Below are 17,171 nucleotides of genomic sequence, written 5' to 3'. Positions count from 1 at the left end.
CGGTGTAATGAACACCCAAACAAAACGCAAGTTTTCTTGCTGAGGGAAGGGTTGCTATGCGAGTTCCAAAAGAAGGAGAGTTTGTCAGCATTCAAAGCTACAAACATGACGGCAATTTGCATCGAACGTGGCGGGATACGATGGTCTTAAAGACCAGTGAATTCTCAGTGATAGGGGTCAACGATCATACATTAGTGACCGAATCAGATGGAAGACGCTGGGTTACCCGTGAACCAGCAATTGTATATTTTCATAAAAAATACTGGTTTAATGTTATTGCAATGATTCGAGAAAAGGGGGTTTCCTATTATTGTAATCTTGCTTCACCGTATTTACTTGATGAAGAGGCATTGAAATATATCGATTATGACCTTGATATCAAAGTATTTCCTGATGGCGAGAAACGTTTACTAGATGTGGATGAGTATGAATTGCACAGTAAGATTATGCAATATCCGCAAGACATTGATTTTATCTTAAAAGAAAATGTCAAAATTTTAGTAGATTGGATCAATAATGGCAAAGGACCCTTTTCGCAAGGGTATGTGGACATTTGGTATGATCGCTACAAGCAGTTGTCTCAAAAATAAGTAAAATGGGTCGAATCGCTCATTTTCCCTAAGAAACTTCAACCAAGTTGGTTGGAGTTTTTTTGTGTTTCTAATGGAATGCTTCAATCAGCAGGTTTTAAGTTCTGTTTAAGCTGACAGTCCCATGATAGAGAGACCAAGAAAATTAGTGGGGGAAGCACATGAAGAAAAAAGGGAAGCTTGTTATCGGGACCACCATGATTCTGCTTTTTGCAGCAGGGTTTGCTGTGTTGAGAAACGACCAATCCGCTCGTGAGGAGAGTCAAGAAAGTACTTCTCAAACTGAGCTTAACGCTCAAACTGAAGAGACCGCTCAGACTGCCAGTATGGTTCAAATTTATGTAGATCCCTCAGAATACGATGCAGCGATTGAAAGTGAGAACGATTATGTACCGATTTATCAGTCAACAAGTCAAGAGACAGTCATTGGGAAAATCCATCGGGGAAGTTGGGCAACCTTCATCAGTCAAACAGAAGACATGGTTGAAATTCAAACAGACGATGGGGTAACTGGTTATATTGAAAAACAATCAGCATCGATTCAAGAAGTCGCGCTTTCGGCAATCCCAAAAGATCTATCGAACTTCAAAGTCGTCCTTGATGCAGGTCACGGCGGCGAAGATTCTGGGGCACTGTCAACGGATCAAACGATCATGGAAAAAGACTTGACGCTAACAACGGTCCAAACGATCGGCGAAGTGTTGACAGAAGCAGGTATTCAAGTCAGTTATACACGCACTGAAGATCGTTATCTCTCGCTGTCTGATATCACCGCTGCTTCGCTTTCAGAAGAACCAGATTTATTTATTAGCATTCATTACGATAATTCAGAAATACCAAACAGTAATCAAGGACTGACAACTTACTATTACTATACTGGGTCAAAAGAGATGGCAGAAACGATCACTGCCAATTTGAGTTCTTCGGTGGCATTGAGTTCCAACGGCACTCGTTTTGGTAACTATTATGTGTTGCGAGAACAATATCTTCCAGCAGTATTATTGGAGTTAGGCTATTTGAACAGTGACAATGATTTGGCAATGATTACAAGTGAAGGGTATGATCAAAGGGTGGCGCAAGCGTTGCTGACAGCGATTGAAGAGATCGTTGAAGCAGAGGAATAAAAAACGGCGACTACAAAACAGAGGAAGGATCTGTTTTGTGGTCGCTGTTTTAAGGAATCACTTCTCGTTAAAGGTTTTGCTCATTTTGATATGGGGCATATCCGCGTCTAAAAAAACATCGCCTTCAGGCTGATAGCCTAACTTCAAGTAAAACTCTTTGGCGGTTATTTGTGCCCCTAAAGTGACTTTTTTGATTCCTTGTTTTTGAATGAAGGCTTCCGCACCTTCGATCAGTTGACTGCCATAACCTGAACCTCGATAAGCAGCGGGGACCGCCATTCGCTGCAACTTCACTTCATGATCAGAGATAGGTAAGAAACGCAAGGTTGCGACTGCTTCATTATCGTCGTCATATAAGACAAAGTGGACTGCCAATGCTTCATTTTCATCTACTTCCAATGCTAATGGAACACCTTGCTCTTTCACGAATACTTGATTTCGTATTTTCAATGACGCCAAATAAATGTCACTCAGCGTATCTTTTGTTTGTGCAATATGCATAAAAAATTCACCTCAGCTAAGATTTCTCCGTTATTTTTAATAGTATACCACTTTTTTTACAAATTTTTTTTGTTTGCGGCTAAAGTCGCAAGCTTTTTTTTTCAAAATCATCTATAATGTTATAAAAAAGGGAGGGAATCTTTTGTTCGACAAATTCAAACAATCAAAACTGTTCTTTTGGTCATTGGAAGCATTAGTTTTAGTGACACTCGTGTTTGTGTTAAGTAAAGTCAATTTTCTATTTGCACCGATTGGCACGTTTTTTTCTACTTTATTTGCACCAGTATTGATTGCTGGCTTTCTGTATTACCTGCTAAATCCAATCGTCTTATTTTTGATGAAAACCACAAAAATAAAACGACTGTTTGCTGTCATATTGGTTCTGTTGTTATTAGTAGCAGCAATCATCTTGATTTTCGTCAGCGTTATTCCTAATCTAGTGAGTCAGATTACTTCATTGGCGGAAAATATTCCAACATTTGCCAAAAATATGGAAAGCTGGATCTCAAGAATCGCAGATGATCCATTTTTCAAACAAATCGATATCGCGCAGCAGTTAGAAAACCTAAATCTTTCTTATGGTTCTTTGCTGCAGCAGTTTCTTAGTGGGTTATCCACTAGCTTAGGATCGATCGTCAGTACGATTGCTTCCGCGACGATGATCATCGTTACAGTACCATTCATCCTTTTTTACATGTTGAAGGATGGAGAAAAGCTAGTTCCTAATCTGAAAACTGTCTTTCCAGAAAGAAGACGAGATCAGATTGTTGGGTTGCTAGGTGACTTAAACAAGACATTATCCAATTACATTAGTGGGCAAGCGATCGAATGTATTTTTGTCGCTACCTTCACGTTTATTGGTTACTGGATGATCGGCGTTAACTATGCCTTTCTTTTTGGGGTAATTGCAGGCGTCACAAACTTGATCCCTTATTTAGGCCCATATCTTGGTTTGATTCCGGCGGTGTTAGTGACGGTCTTTGATGAACCATTTCGCGCATTATTATGCTGTATCGTGGTTCTGGTCGTCCAACAATTAGACGGAAATGTTATTTACCCGAATGTAATCGGAAAATCATTGGCGATCCATCCGTTAACGATCATTTTGGTCTTATTAGTTGCTGGAAATCTAGCTGGCTTGCTGGGGATTTTCCTAGGTGTGCCATTTTATGCGATTTGCCGAACGATCGTCGTCTTTATTGTTCGCCTGATCAAAGACGACAAAATCAAGAAAAATCAGGAACGGTTGATCGAATAATCAATGACTGGTGTTTTTTATTGCAAAGAAAAAAACTTTGTGATAGGATTTTATCGTGGGCTAAACCCACGATTTTTTTTAGAAAATGAAAAAATAAGGAGAGAATGCTATTATGAATGCTGACCCCGAGAGTCAGTCGCTTCTAGCGCAAATTTTATTATTGATCGTTTTGACATTGATCAACGCTTTTCTAGCGGCCTCTGAGATCGCAGTTGTCTCAGTTAACAAAAACCGTGTGGAGCAAAAAGCGGAAGAAGGAAATGTCAAATCACAAAAATTATTGAAAATCATTGATAATCCAACAAATTTCTTGTCAACGATCCAAGTTGGGATTACCTTGGTGAATATTTTATCTGGGGCATCTCTGGCAGATACCTTGTCGACCCGTTTGGCACCTTTATTAGGTGGAGGGACGGCGGCTAAAAGCTTAGCGAACATTATTGTTTTAGCGATCTTGACGTATGTGTCGATCGTTTTTGGTGAGTTGTATCCAAAACGGATCGCCATGAACAAATCAGAAGAAGTTGCCCAGTTCACTTCTGGTGTCATTCGAACGATCGGGATTATTGCAAAACCTTTCGTCTGGTTCTTATCTGCTTCGACAAGTTTATTGGCGCGCATCACTCCAATGGAATTTGACGATGAAGACACGAAGATGACCCGTGATGAAATGCGGTATATGTTGGAAACAGAAGGGGTCTTTGAAGAAGATGAATTAGAGATGCTGCAAGGGATCTTTTCATTAGACACGAAAGTCGCCCGGGAAGTCATGGTTCCTAGAACCTCAGCCTTTATGGTGGACATCAATGACTCAGTAGAAGAAATTTTGACTGAAATTTTAGCAGAAAATTATTCTCGTATTCCTGTATATAATGAAGATAAAGACAAAGTCGTAGGGATTCTACATACCAAAAATCTTTTGAAATGTGCGTACAAATACGGCTTTGATACGATGGACATCAAACAAATCCTGCAGGAACCATTGTTTGTGCCAGAAACGGTCTTTATCGATGATTTGCTTTATGAATTAAAGAAAACCCAAAACCAAATGGCGATTTTGCTTGATGAATATGGCGGCGTCGTTGGGTTGGTTACACTAGAAGACTTGCTAGAAGAAATCGTCGGCGAGATCGATGATGAATCAGATGAAGTCGAAGAGCTTTATGAAAAAATCTCTGATAAAGAATATGTCATCCAAGGACGCATGTTGATCGATGATTTTAATGAAGCCTTCAACATGAGCTTGCATATGAGTGATGTGGATACGATGGCAGGATATTTGATCACTGCTTTAGGATTAATCCCCGATGAAGGAGAAAAACTATCCTTCGAAGTGGACAATGTGAAGCTGATCTCTGAAGAAATGGAAGGATCACGCGTCTTGAAGATCCGGGTGATTTTCCACGACCCAGAAGAAGGGGAAGTGGAACCAGAGGAAGAGCGGCGCTATTTCCGTAAAGATTTTGAGGAAGATGAGCCTCGCCGTTAAAGTTCCGTATAAATGAAATGAGAAAGACCAAGGCAGTTGCTTTGGTCTTTTTTGTCCGTTTTTTTACGTATTCCCCTTGATTTGTATGGAAGAAACGGTTACGATAAATTTATTGAATAATACAGTTTAAAAACAGATAAAAAAACACGTGTATCTTATCGTTAAGCAGTTTGATTGCAATTTTCCGTAAGAAAAGCGAGAATATCCATAGAAATATAATGAGAATGAGGGGCTTGAAATGAAATTTTACCGTATGCTTAGTGAAGATATCCGTTACAATTTGGCGACTGAAGAGTATTTGATGAATAACGTAGATGTTTCGGAGCCTTGTCTTCTGTTATACATACAAAAACCATGTGTTATAATCGGCAGAAATCAAAATGCGTATCAAGAGATTGATTTTGACTATCTAAGAAGCCGTAAGATCGTTTTGACTCGCAGAACGTCTGGTGGTGGAGCGGTTTATGACGATCTAGGCAATATGAGTTTTAGTTTTGTCACCAAAAAAGATGCCACGAGCTTTGGTGACTATCAAAGTGCAACACAACCTATCATGAAAGGCTTAGCGGCAATGGGAGCCAAGGATGTTGAAGTACATGGCCGTAATGATCTGTTCATTGATGGGAAAAAGTTTTCTGGCAATGCGATGTATACAAAAAAAGGCCGGACGTATTCCCATGGCACATTGATGTATGATGTGGATCTAGAAGAATTGACGAAAGTTCTACATGTTGCCCAAGAAAAAATTGCTTCTAAAGCCACGAAATCAGTTCGGAAAAGTGTGACGAATATCAAGCCCTTTTTGGCAGAGCAATACCAATCAATGGATACCAAGGAATTTCGAGATACACTCCTTTGCCGAATCTATGAAGTAGAATCGATTGATGAAATCAGTGAGCAAGAGATCGTCTTAACGGAAACCGATCGACAAGCGATCCAAACACTGTTTGAAGAACGATATGCCAATAATGAGTGGATTTTTAATGAAGCGCCTGCTTTCGAATGGCAAAAAAGAAAGCGGTTTGAGCAGGTTGGGATTGTTGAAGTCGATTTTACTGTCAACAAAGGCAAGATTGCAGCGATTCAAATTACCGGTGATTTTTTTGGACAAAAAGAGATCAGTGAACTTGAAGCGATGTTGCAAGGTATTGATTTTGAAAAAAGCACCATTAGCCGCTTGCTAGAGGGAATCGCCATCGATCAGTTTATCCATCAGATGACCGCTTCTGAATTTTTAGCATTGCTGTTTGATTAGGAGGAAAAAGATGTTAGAAGCGATCAATCTCACAAAGCGTTACGATCGAAAGGTTCTCGGTGGTTTGTCTTTTTCTGTTCAGGCAGGAGAAATCGTTGGGGTCGTCGGCAAAAGCGGCTCAGGAAAATCGACGTTGTTGCGGCTTTTAAACTTGATTGAAACCCCAGACAGCGGGGAATTACTTTTTGATGGCAAAAAAATCGATACATCGAATAAAAAGCATCTGCTACGTGCACAACAAGAAATCGGCATGATTTTTCAAAATTACAATCTGTTACACAATCGAACCGTTTTCGAAAATGTCTATTTGCCCTTGAAGTTAATGGGAAAGTCAGCAGATATGGTACTTGAGATGCTTTCGTTTGTTGGCATGGAAGATAAGGCCCACATCTATCCGGCCAAGTTAAGCGGCGGAGAGAAACAACGAGTGGCTATTGCACGGGCTTTGATCCGTGAGCCAAAAATCTTGCTGTGTGACGAGCCCACTAGTGCGCTGGACGAAGATACGAAAGCCGATGTTCTTGCTTTGCTGCAAAAAGTTCAACAGACGTTTCAACCAGCTGTCGTCTTTGTCAGTCATGAGCTATCGGCCGTCCGACAAATTTGTCAACGTGTGTTTGTATTGGAGGACGCCGTCTTTGAGGCGGAGTTTGCCAATCAGCCACAACCAATCGTCCGCATTGAAAGCTCTTATGTGAGCAAAGTGGAGAGGAGTCTGCTGCATGACGATCAGTGAGAGTATTTTGTATTATCTGCCTGAATTGCTGCAATCTTTGAAAGAAACAGCGATCATGATGGGCATTTCGATGCTCGCAGCCATTGTCTTAGGTCTACCGTTAGGTGTCTGGCTTTTTCTCAGTCGCAGCCGAGGGAAAAAAATCTCATTTCTTTATGAGTGTTTGAATCTCATTGTGACGATCATCCGCTCGTTTCCTTTTTTATTATTTGTTGTAGCGTTGATCCCGTTGACGCGGATGCTTTTAGGCAGCTCATTTGGACCGATTCCCGCCAGTTTTCCTTTGAGCATCGTTGCTATGAGTATTTTTGCTCGTTTGACGGAGCAAGTGCTGTTGGATGTTCCAGAAGAAGTTTCTTATTTGGCGAAATCTCTTGGTGTCAGTCAATGGCAGTATGTTTGGTCGTTTTTACTAGTGGAAGCTAGAAGCGGCTTGATTTTATCTTTAACGACGACAGCAGTCGGCATGGTTTCTTATTCGACGGTGATGGGGATCGTTGGTGGCGGCGGTATCGGCGATTTTGCGATCCGTTATGGGTACCAGCGTTATGAGTATGGCGTGATGTATTTTGCAATTATCATCATGATTCTTTTGGTCTTTATCCTGCAAGGGATTGGCAATCAAGCAGCAAGAAAACTTGATAAACGAAAATAGGAGGAATGAAAGTGAAAAAAGGATTTGTTTTAGGATTGAGTGTATTGGCATTAGGTGTATTGGGGGCTTGCGGTACAGGTTCTGATGAAGCGAGCGAAGAGAAAATCATCAAGGTCGCTTCGCAAACGACGCCAATGACCGATGTCGTAAAGGTTGCAGCTGAAGCAGTGGAAGATGGCTGGGAAATCCAATTGGTCCAAGTCAATGACAATATCCAGTACAATGAGTTGCTGAATAATGACGAGGTCGATGCTAACTTTGCGCAACATGAACCATATATGCAAATGTATAATGAAGAAAAAGATGCAAACCTAGTGGCACTAGATAAAATCTACAACGCAAAAGTCGGTTTTTATTCCAAAGAGTATACGAATATCAATGATATTCCAGAAGGAACGAAAGTCGCATTGCCAAATGATGTGTCCAATGAAGGTCGAGCGTTAGCGATTTTAGCAGAAGAAGGATTGATCACCCTTAAAGAAGGCGTTGGTGTCAATGGAACACTTAAAGATGTTACCGAAAATCCGAAAAATTTTGAGTGGTTATCTGTCGATTTACTGAATCTTGCGGAAGCCTATGATGAACCAAACGTATCTTTGGTATACAATTACCCAACCTATATCGCGAAAATCGGTTTGAAACCAGCAGATGCCCTTTTCTTAGAAAAGACCATCGATGATCGCTTTGCTATCTCATTGGTTGCTCGAGAAGACAATCAAGATTCTGAAAAAATCGCTGTATTGCGCCGTGCCATGACTAGCGATAAAGTTCGTGAGTTTTTAGAAAACGAGCATAGCGATACCTTATTGCCAGCATTTTAATTTATTTCTATCAAAATGGAAGGAGCGCCCTTTGCCTAACTCTCTAAAAGAGAGTAGTCAAAGGGGTTTCTTGTCTTTTTTTGCTTTTTTATCACCCTTATCCATGATATACTGATTTGGTCAGAAAACTAGCGACAGTCTAAAATAGACACTGTTCGCATTGTAAATACAAGAAATGGAGCAATAGAATCAATGGATAATCCAAAATTAAAACAACAAGTCGATAGTCGCCGTACCTTTGCGATTATTTCCCATCCGGATGCGGGGAAAACAACCATTACAGAACAATTATTATTATTCGGTGGCGCGATTCGCCAAGCTGGTACGGTCAAAGGGAAAAAGACTGGTAATTTCGCAAAGTCCGACTGGATGGAAATCGAAAAACAACGGGGGATCTCCGTTACCAGTTCCGTTATGCAGTTTGATTACCAAGGCAAACGGGTCAATATTTTAGATACCCCTGGGCATGAGGACTTTTCTGAAGATACCTACCGTACCTTGATGGCGGTGGATAGTGCTGTCATGGTGATCGATAGCGCAAAAGGGATCGAAGCACAAACGAAAAAACTCTTCCAGGTCGTTAAAAAACGTGGTATTCCGATTTTTACTTTTATCAATAAACTCGACCGTGATGGCCGCGAACCATTAGAATTATTAGAAGAACTAGAAGATCTTTTAGAGATCGAATCATTTCCAATGAATTGGCCGATCGGCATGGGGAAAGGCTTGGAAGGACTGTATGATATCCACAACCAACGGGTCGAATTTTACCGTCCTGACAATCACGGTGGGGAACGTTTAGTTGCCCTAGATGAAAATGGTCAATTCCCAGCAGATCATCCATTTGCCGAAGATGGGCTGTTCCAACAAGTTTTAGAAGAAGTGGAATTGCTGCAAGAAGCTGGCGACGCCTTTGATACAGAAAAAATCGCTCGGGGCGATCAAACCCCTGTATTCTTTGGTTCTGCTCTCACAAATTTTGGCGTACAGACCTTTTTAGAAACCTTCTTGACTTTTGCACCAGCACCTTACGGACATAAAACACTAGCTGGTGAGGAAGTCAGTCCTTATGAACCAGAAATGTCTGGGTTTGTATTCAAGATCCAAGCAAACATGAATCCTGCCCATCGTGACCGGATCGCCTTTGTCCGCATTTGTTCAGGAACCTTTGAACGAGGCATGGACGTTACTTTAGAACGTACTGGCAAAAAAATGAAACTCAGCAATGTGACTCAATTTATGGCTGATACCCGTGAAAATATTGAAGAAGCTGTCGCCGGAGATATTATTGGTGTCTATGACACGGGGAATTATCAAATCGGTGACACGATCTATGAAGGAAAACTAAAAGTTGCTTACGAAGAGCTGCCATCGTTTACTCCGGAACTCTTTATGAAAGTTACTGCGAAAAATGTGATGAAGCAAAAATCTTTCCATAAAGGAATCTATCAGTTGGTCCAAGAAGGGGCTATCCAGTTGTACAAGACGTATCTTAGTGATGAGTATATCATCGGTGCTGTCGGGCAACTGCAATTTGAAGTTTTCCAATATCGCATGATGAATGAGTACAATGCGGAAGTCATCATGACCCCAATGGGCCACAAGATCGCCCGTTGGATCGATCCGAAAGACTTGGATGAGCGTATGAGCTCCAGTCGTAACATTTTAGCGAAAGACCGTTTCGACCAGCCATTGTTCTTGTTTGAGAATCAATTTGCGATGCGTTGGTTCGCAGATAAGTACCCAGATGTCGAATTGAAGAGTTTGATGTAAGAGCCGTTTCCCGCGAGCCTGTCTAGGTATGCGCAACTCTGTACGTAAGGCTGATCTTTTTGAATTGAACGATCGTAGAAAGTCCTTTCTTATCAAAATGGATAAGAAGGGGCTTTTTTTTGCTGAAAACGTGCTTTTGATACAGAAAGAAGGCTGTGTGATTGGGGCAATGGTCCAATGATCAGACAATTATCCTAATTTATAAACATTCTTTTAAAAGAAGATAAAAAGAGTTGGAAAAAGAGCGTAGTATTAAAGATGACCGCAAGGAAGTGCACTTGAAATGAATAGAAAAATATCATAGGCACATTTGGTGATTCAGGAAATTTTTACTTGTTTGAAAGTAGAGGGAAAGCAGAGAATAGATTGCCAGTGATAGAGGTCATTTAATCATTTGATCGAGGGACAAGTTCTTTTTGTCAGATGCTACTAGTGAAGACTAAACTTTCTTTATCTGAGCATGATTCGGTTATAGCCCTTAAAACTTCATTTGAAGCACTTCTAACAGATGGCTTAAGTTTTCAGTTGGTGAACCATGGCTTCATAACTCCAAAATGAATTAGTCTCATTGCTAGTCTACTAGTTATCTATAGATCGATTTTGCTAAAGCGAATGATTATTTGTTAAATAAAAGTGATTTCTGAAAGAAGAAAGGGGACCATGTAGTGCTAAAAAGTTTGTTATTTATATTTTCGGCGATATTTTTCTTTCCAACAGTAGAGGCTGCGGCTGATGAGGTTTCCGAAACGTTGATTTTTGATTTGAACACGATTGACTTTAAGGACGAACACTATTATTTGTTGAAAACCACACAAGATCTTCAGCTGACCGTCGATAGCAACGGCAGTGAAGGTGCTTTTGGCGTAGAGATCACAGCTGTCGGGAAGGCATTTTCAGCAGAACTAAACAGCGTGAACGGTTCGGAAGAGAAAATCATTCAGATTGAGGATACTGATGAAGCATCAATGATTCTTAACGTAGCTGCAACATTGAACATAAAGGAATATCTTGATTCCAACTCTGAGTACTACCTATCAGTCACTTTTACAGCAATTGATGATTCAGAGACCTTTACGAAAGATATAAAAATGAATCAGACGGATGAGGAAAAAGAAGAGATATCGGATGAGAATTTAATGACTGAAGACCAAGACGATGAAAAGCAAGAAGACAATGGCATCGAAGATGATTCTGAGAGCCAAAAGGAAGAAGCAGAATCTATTTACGACGAGCAAGCAAACTTGGAAGAAGACTCGCTTGATAAGGATTCTACCAAACTAGAAGATTCAATCAGTGATGTTGAGGATGAGGCTGGTACTGAGTTTTTTTTAGGGAAGAAAAGCCAATGTGAGACAGCAACATTTTTTTCAAAAGAAGTGATCATTGAAAAAAATATGTTTAGATTTATATTAGGAAAAACCGCTTATTTGATATGAGCGGTTTTTCTTGTCTCACTTCTTCTATTTCTTCCTAAAGAGGAAACCATGGAGAGAAGATACGCAACATTTCTTTAAAAAGGAATCTCTCAATAATTGATGACCAATGGAATAAGTAGAAGCAGAACAAAAGAGAGGAACTAGCCCTCTCTTTTTCTTTTTGATTTTAAAATGTAGATGACTGCAGCTGCCAGCGCTGCAATGAGAACAAAGATGATCCAGATAAGGATTTGATTATTTGTATGAACGTTGGCAGTGTTCGTTGGACGGTTCTCTTTTTTGAAGTTATCCAAGTCCTCTTTCTCATAAGAAAAAGTAGTGGTGATCGCTTTTCTAGTTGTTTCTATTGTTAAACGGTATTCGCCTTCAATAAGCTCACTATCGTCTATTAAAGGAATCTGCATTCTTGATTTGGTTAACGGCGTTAAAAGAACGGAATCTGCTAACTCTCCAGAGGCAATTGTTTCTCCATTTGGGTTTATTAGTTCGTAGAGCGCATTGTTTAAGTTGCCTAAAATAGGATTATAGTTGAGGGCATAAAATTGTAGGTTTACCGTGTCCTGAAGAGCAACAAATGAGAAATCTTGATAAATAATATCTTGAATATCCTCATATTTGCTAAAAATTAAGTTGATGAAAATGATAGACTCGTAGGCAGACGCAATACTAATAGAATCTTCAGCTGTTTGAACACCTAATATTTGCTTAAAATTAATTCCACCCATTACAGTACCTTCAAGCTCTATGTCGTCTGGAACATTTATGGTAATGCTGACACCAACAGATTCATTAGGAGCAATTTCTATTTGATTCTCTTCGTCTATAGCTTCTGAAGCGATAGTAACATAATTTGAAAAGTCGTATTTATCATCGAGAAGGTTCTCTGTATTCGAAGTGTACAAAATAGAGGATTCTCTTGAAATAGCAGTTGAAGCAAAGGGAGTGACCACTATTGATGAATCACCAGCTCCGATGTTTTCCAATTTAATGTCAAATGTATACTTTTTATCAACATCAGAAGGAAGAGTAATAGTATTTCTTGATGTCTCATATTCGGTATCGCTAAGCGATAGTTTTAAAGTATTCGTTGTCTCATTCGCTGTTGCAATACTTATATTTATATTTGCGATTATTGTCAATATGAGGAAGAACACAGAAACTCTTAGAAAGGAGTCTCTGTGTTTTGATATTTTATCCATATGTTATCCTTTTTAAGAATTAAAGGTCTTGGCCATTGTCTAAGTCAGTAGTATCTGATGCAGTAACTGTGATAGTGGGTGTGCCATCTAGCAAAGCAGTTTGACGATTGAATGTGAAAGTTGTATCTACGCTGGTAGCTACTGATTGGGAAATAGCTTCTGCTTCAACGGCAACATCACCATTTTCGGTGATAACGATTCCTTCAGAATCAGAAGAAACTGTAATTGTAACTTTATTAACTGAACGAGTTAAGTTTGTTAATGTTCCGCCAACGTTTTCAATAGTTCCTGTCATTGTTCCGTTGACAAATAATGCTGGACTTATTTCGAACGTTTCGTTTAAATTCATATCATTAAATGCAAAACTAGATGTTCCTTCTGTTATAGTAACAGCAAATGGAACAGAGGGAACCTCTGGCATAGCAACATCTGCTGACGCAGTGATTCCTCCTACTAGTAGTAAAGATGTTGCCAATGTAGTACCCAAAATAACTTTTTTCATAATAAAACCTCACTTTAATTTTTGCAGATGATTTACTGCTTAAATAAAGTATACAATGATGATGTATTAAGTTATTATCCGTTTTTGCGCTATTTTTAATGAAAAAGTAGAAAGTATTTTATTAATCTGATTTTTTATAAAATAATTTAATCAAATTTTCTAGTAGTCCAGTGATGTTGATTATCAAGTCCACATATTTTTCTGTGTAGCAATTGTCCGTGCGGTAATGATTTATATGAAAATAATTTTGTTGCAATGTTACAATTTGGCTAATATTTTAAGTCAAGATCTTCTCAGAGTTGAAAGAATTGTCGTTCCAACTAGGATTCGACCTAGCAAAGTAATTATATTGTTATTCGTAGTCTCTGAGAATTTGCTCTGAATCAGTCGCTGTCAGGGGAATCAGTTCTGAAGATTCATATCTGTTATTTCTTTCGTGAACATCTGCAATTCAGTAGAATACAATCTTCTATCATTTTTAAGATACTATTTATAGAAGTAGTTTTACGAGTATGAACTATTGCATAGGTGGGGATTGAACGTATTGTTCTATTTATGCATTTCTATTGAATGGGCAATCAAAGTCATAGATTTGAAAATTATCAATTAATGTTTTTATTCAATTTGTAATCTGTGCCTATAAATCTTCTACCTTAACGGGACAGAGATATTAAAGGTTGCTTCAAGCTTAAAATTATAAATCCGTACTTGTTTCATTTTAAAAATATCTCAAAAAAATTAGCTGTTTAGAATTACTATCTCATTAATACTAGATTTTAGTAGGATTCATAATATTAGGAGAATATACAATAAGACTCTTTGAAGAAACCTTAGAGTTTTTTTGTCTCTTTTATTTTTATGAAGTTGCTACTCGTTTCTAATTAACAGGTCTTTTAGTCAGTAGAAAGAAAAATGAGGAACAATGATTATTTTATTTGTAGTTTTTTTGAAAAAAAGACGATAAAAATCGGCTGGTTCTTACTATATCCTTAATAGCAGAGGATCAAAGTTCTTTTAAGGAGTGAATCAAAATGCTGCAAACCAGAATAAATTTCAGTCGACAAAAGAATGCTACTATGTTGACTGTGCGCTTTTTCAGCAACAAGACGAATACGATTTTAGAGAGAAATTTAATTGTGGATCAAGAAGATGATCGCCAATCGGTTCTTGACTACTTAGCACAATCACTAGGGGAAATCAACATCTTGCAATACTCTTCGAAAAACGTTTTGTGTATCGCTGAACGTTCAAGGTTAGAAAAAGCAGGCGGCACTCATCGATTGGAACATTTTTGGGGAGATGTGATCAGCTATATCGTTGAGTGCGTGGATAAATCTGGTGTTCATTATGATTTGCATGTCATTGGCAATGTTGATTCGGATGATGAAGAAATCATGCGGTCAATCAATCAAATGAGTGATGAATTGTCGATCATCAACATTTATGAATACAAAGATTGCTGGCTAAAAAGAGAAGATATTTTATTACAAGCTCTTTGAAATGAACTTGATTCCTCAAAGAAGTTTGTCCAGCTAGAAAATGATTTTACTCTCCAAGTCACTTACCAATCAATGAAAGAATACGAATTTTTTCTAAGTTTATGGAAACAGCTAATTCACAGGTTCTTTTACAGGGTTTCCAACACTTTTTTGTTACAAAAAATAAGAATCGTTTCACAAGTTTTTCTCACCCGTACTGTTTTAAAGAAGAGGGGATTTTTCTGAATTTTTTATTAAAATTGTCCGTTTAATGAAAAAAGAGGCTTAAATTTAAGTTTATTTTACTATAATTGGATACTGGGATACTTTTTAAATAAGGCGGGTAAAAAATTTTGGAGTATATAGAAAAATTGTATAGGTTTTATTTAACCAAAAAACAGGTAGATAAATTAACTGTTGTTAGAAATATCATTTTGGAGAAGCAGCTGTCTCTCGATAAAATATGTGAAACGACAAACAAATCTTTGTATCAGGTGAAAATATTGATCAATGAAATCGCCGAAGATATGAGAGAGTTTACGACTTTTGACGAGTCAATTTTTTTGCTGAAAAAGAGAACTGTTTATTTGTCACGAGAATTAAATGAAGAACAAAGCCTGCATATTTTTGTGAATCTAAAGAAAAAATATTTCTTAGAATCTCCTTATTATCGTCTATTATCCTATTTGTTAAGAAAAAGAAAGACCCGTATGGTGGACATCTCGGAAGAATTGATTTTTAGTATTTCTTATTGTTATAAATTGATCAGCTATCTTAAGAAAATGCTGGTTATCCAAAATGTTCCGATTACTATCAATAACAATACAGATTCCATTGATTTGACAGGGGCAGAGCCGTGTGTGAGGATGTACCATTATTTAGTTGAGATCATGGCTTGTAATGTATACATCAATCAGCGAACCCGTGCCAGCGTTGAATTAGCAGCTAAAGAATATGAGCCGTTAAAAACCACGAAAGTGAAGCACGACATTATGTTTTCAATCATTGAAAATGCGGTGTTGAGAGGCTATATTGTCAATGAGTTAGACGATGCTTCCATCACTATTTATGAGCAAATCAAGCAACTAGATGGGGAAAAGCAAGTGATCAAGCTGCTGCCGATCAGAAGTCAGCAAGATATTGAGAAAGAACAGATTTTTTATCATTTCTGGGTTTTTCTTTTCATACCTGAAACGATCTCGGATCAAGAAAAACTACTTTTGGGCCAAAAGCTGAGAAATCTTTTAGGAAATCCGCTGGTCGAATTTTCTGCCGATGTTGTAGCTGTCTTGTCGCAAAAGTATAATCTTTCTAAAGAGATCGAAGAATTCATTACCTATGAATTAGTGATGAATACATGGGGCTGTCTTCATCTCTTTTTGGATAGTTTTGTGTCTACTGAAGATTTGTCCTCTACGAACGAACGAGTATTAGAGGTGGAAGAGCTGATTGCAGCTGCCTTGCAGCGCCATTCGTTTGTAATAGAAAAAGAAGCCCTCTTCTTAAGGAAAATCGCTCAGATCACAGCGTCTTATTTACCTATCCAGGAAGAGGAACCGATTCGCATTGGTATTTCTCTTTTGAACCATCCAGAATATATTCCGGTCATTAAAAACAAACTGTTGAAAATTTACAATGAAAATGTGATTCACTTTAGTTCGAATTTAGGAGACTCAGATATATTGTTTTCTGATGGCGTGCTAATCCATAATGAGTCGCAGAAATTCACATTTTTTGGCAATGTTCATAGTACCAAGGATTGGCACAATCTAAATGTGATGATCCAGTCGATGATTTCTAATAAATATACTTGAAAAGAGAGCGTATGGCTCTCTTTTTTTACTTGAACATCAGGTATCGTTGGTCGAAGTACTAACCAATAGAAGGAAGAGAGAAGACAAAAAAAGATATCTATAAAAGAGGGCTGCGACAGTCACCTTTTATAGATATTTTTTAAACCCGTGATCAGGCAAAGCTAACGTGATGAGGATAACGTTTTTTTGATGGAGATTTCCACCACTTCGGGCATTTGGATCACAGAGATCGTTGCAGGATCATAAGAGCCATCAGGTAATTTTTTCAAGAAGTAATTTTTGATTTCTTCAACTTCCGTCGGGCGAATAGTTCTTTTTTTATTGATCAGCAAAATTTCATTGTGGTTCGGCGCTGAGGTAAAGATCACGGTTGTATCTCCGGCTGTGTAAACCTTTACAAGTTCCGCGTCGGTATTTTCAAGTTGATTCAATACTAGTCGAGAATGGCTGTTCGTAACATTGATTAATTTCACCAGACTCACCTCACATTCTATGTATTTATTAATAACATTATAGGGCGTTTTTTTTCAAAAGAAAAGC

The 17,171-nt window shown here is 38.5% G+C and carries 16 protein-coding genes; 12 read left to right on the top strand and 4 right to left on the bottom strand.

What is annotated here, in order from left to right; translation table 11 throughout:
* Positions 1-56: 56 nt before the first annotated feature.
* Positions 57-590, top strand: coding sequence for a nucleoside tri-diphosphate phosphatase (gene ntdP / locus IGJ26_RS09450; RefSeq protein ID WP_005225863.1), 534 nt, complete (start codon positions 57-59; stop codon positions 588-590).
* A gap of 161 nt (positions 591-751) precedes the next feature.
* A complete protein-coding gene (locus tag IGJ26_RS09445; protein ID WP_016612206.1) occupies positions 752-1,714 on the top strand; it encodes an N-acetylmuramoyl-L-alanine amidase in 963 nt (320 codons plus the stop codon).
* Positions 1,715-1,771: 57 nt separating this feature from the next.
* On the opposite strand, the gene IGJ26_RS09440 is transcribed toward IGJ26_RS09445, so the two are convergent.
* Positions 1,772-2,215, bottom strand: coding sequence for a GNAT family N-acetyltransferase (locus IGJ26_RS09440; RefSeq protein WP_142437114.1), 444 nt, complete (start codon positions 2,213-2,215; stop codon positions 1,772-1,774).
* 142 nt (positions 2,216-2,357) lie between these two features.
* Between IGJ26_RS09440 and IGJ26_RS09435 the strand changes: the two genes are divergently transcribed.
* The 8 genes from IGJ26_RS09435 (at position 2,358) to IGJ26_RS09400 (ending at position 11,638) form a co-directional block, all read left to right on the top strand.
* Positions 2,358-3,473 carry an AI-2E family transporter gene (locus tag IGJ26_RS09435; RefSeq protein ID WP_008378242.1) on the top strand — a complete coding sequence of 372 codons (1,116 nt, stop codon included), beginning with the start codon at positions 2,358-2,360 and terminating at the stop codon, positions 3,471-3,473.
* Between the two features lie 112 nt (positions 3,474-3,585).
* Entirely contained in the window at positions 3,586-4,962 is a 1,377-nt protein-coding gene (locus IGJ26_RS09430) for a hemolysin family protein (RefSeq protein ID WP_005235523.1), read from the top strand.
* A 238-nt stretch (positions 4,963-5,200) separates the two neighbouring features.
* Positions 5,201-6,217 (top strand): lipoate--protein ligase, encoded by a 1,017-nt coding sequence (locus IGJ26_RS09425; protein WP_005235525.1) that lies wholly within the window; start codon positions 5,201-5,203, stop codon positions 6,215-6,217.
* Positions 6,218-6,227: 10 nt separating this feature from the next.
* The gene (locus tag IGJ26_RS09420) at positions 6,228-6,953 is read left to right on the top strand and encodes an ATP-binding cassette domain-containing protein (RefSeq protein WP_194199637.1); all 726 of its coding nucleotides are present in this window, start codon (positions 6,228-6,230) and stop codon (positions 6,951-6,953) included.
* Positions 6,940-7,608, top strand: coding sequence for a methionine ABC transporter permease (locus tag IGJ26_RS09415; protein ID WP_194199636.1), 669 nt, complete (start codon positions 6,940-6,942; stop codon positions 7,606-7,608). Before IGJ26_RS09420 ends, IGJ26_RS09415 begins: the two co-directional genes overlap by 14 nt.
* A 5-nt stretch (positions 7,609-7,613) precedes the next feature.
* Complete coding sequence (locus tag IGJ26_RS09410) at positions 7,614-8,429, top strand: MetQ/NlpA family ABC transporter substrate-binding protein (protein WP_016620418.1); 816 nt, start codon at positions 7,614-7,616, stop codon at positions 8,427-8,429.
* Positions 8,430-8,621: 192 nt separating this feature from the next.
* Positions 8,622-10,202, top strand: a complete 1,581-nt coding sequence (locus IGJ26_RS09405; RefSeq protein WP_008378231.1) for a peptide chain release factor 3 — start codon at positions 8,622-8,624, stop codon at positions 10,200-10,202.
* A 665-nt stretch (positions 10,203-10,867) separates the two neighbouring features.
* Positions 10,868-11,638, top strand: coding sequence for a hypothetical protein (locus IGJ26_RS09400; protein WP_016620417.1), 771 nt, complete (start codon positions 10,868-10,870; stop codon positions 11,636-11,638).
* A gap of 140 nt (positions 11,639-11,778) precedes the next feature.
* On the opposite strand, the gene IGJ26_RS09395 is transcribed toward IGJ26_RS09400, so the two are convergent.
* Positions 11,779-12,837 carry a WxL protein peptidoglycan domain-containing protein gene (locus IGJ26_RS09395; RefSeq protein ID WP_194199635.1) on the bottom strand — a complete coding sequence of 353 codons (1,059 nt, stop codon included), beginning with the start codon at positions 12,835-12,837 and terminating at the stop codon, positions 11,779-11,781.
* Positions 12,838-12,856: 19 nt separating this feature from the next.
* Positions 12,857-13,339: a hypothetical protein gene (locus IGJ26_RS09390; RefSeq protein WP_005235554.1), complete on the bottom strand. Its 483-nt coding sequence runs from the start codon at positions 13,337-13,339 to the stop codon at positions 12,857-12,859.
* 1,031 nt (positions 13,340-14,370) lie between these two features.
* On the opposite strand from IGJ26_RS09390, the gene IGJ26_RS09385 reads away from it, so the two are divergent.
* Both IGJ26_RS09385 and IGJ26_RS09380 read left to right on the top strand, forming a co-directional pair.
* Positions 14,371-14,838, top strand: a complete 468-nt coding sequence (locus IGJ26_RS09385; protein WP_005235556.1) for a hypothetical protein — start codon at positions 14,371-14,373, stop codon at positions 14,836-14,838.
* A 473-nt stretch (positions 14,839-15,311) separates the two neighbouring features.
* On the top strand, positions 15,312-16,631 hold the full coding sequence (locus tag IGJ26_RS09380; RefSeq protein WP_430600010.1) for a helix-turn-helix domain-containing protein: 1,320 nt from the start codon (positions 15,312-15,314) through the stop codon (positions 16,629-16,631).
* A 161-nt stretch (positions 16,632-16,792) separates the two neighbouring features.
* Here IGJ26_RS09380 and IGJ26_RS09375 read toward each other — a convergent pair whose 3' ends face one another.
* Complete coding sequence (locus IGJ26_RS09375; RefSeq protein WP_008378223.1) at positions 16,793-17,104, bottom strand: DUF1827 family protein; 312 nt, start codon at positions 17,102-17,104, stop codon at positions 16,793-16,795.
* Positions 17,105-17,171 lie beyond the last annotated feature (67 nt).

Source organism: Enterococcus sp. AZ095a (assembly GCF_050546735.1).
Lineage (GTDB): Bacteria > Bacillota > Bacilli > Lactobacillales > Enterococcaceae > Enterococcus_D > Enterococcus_D entomosocium.
This window is presented reverse-complemented; position numbering and strand designations above follow the sequence as displayed.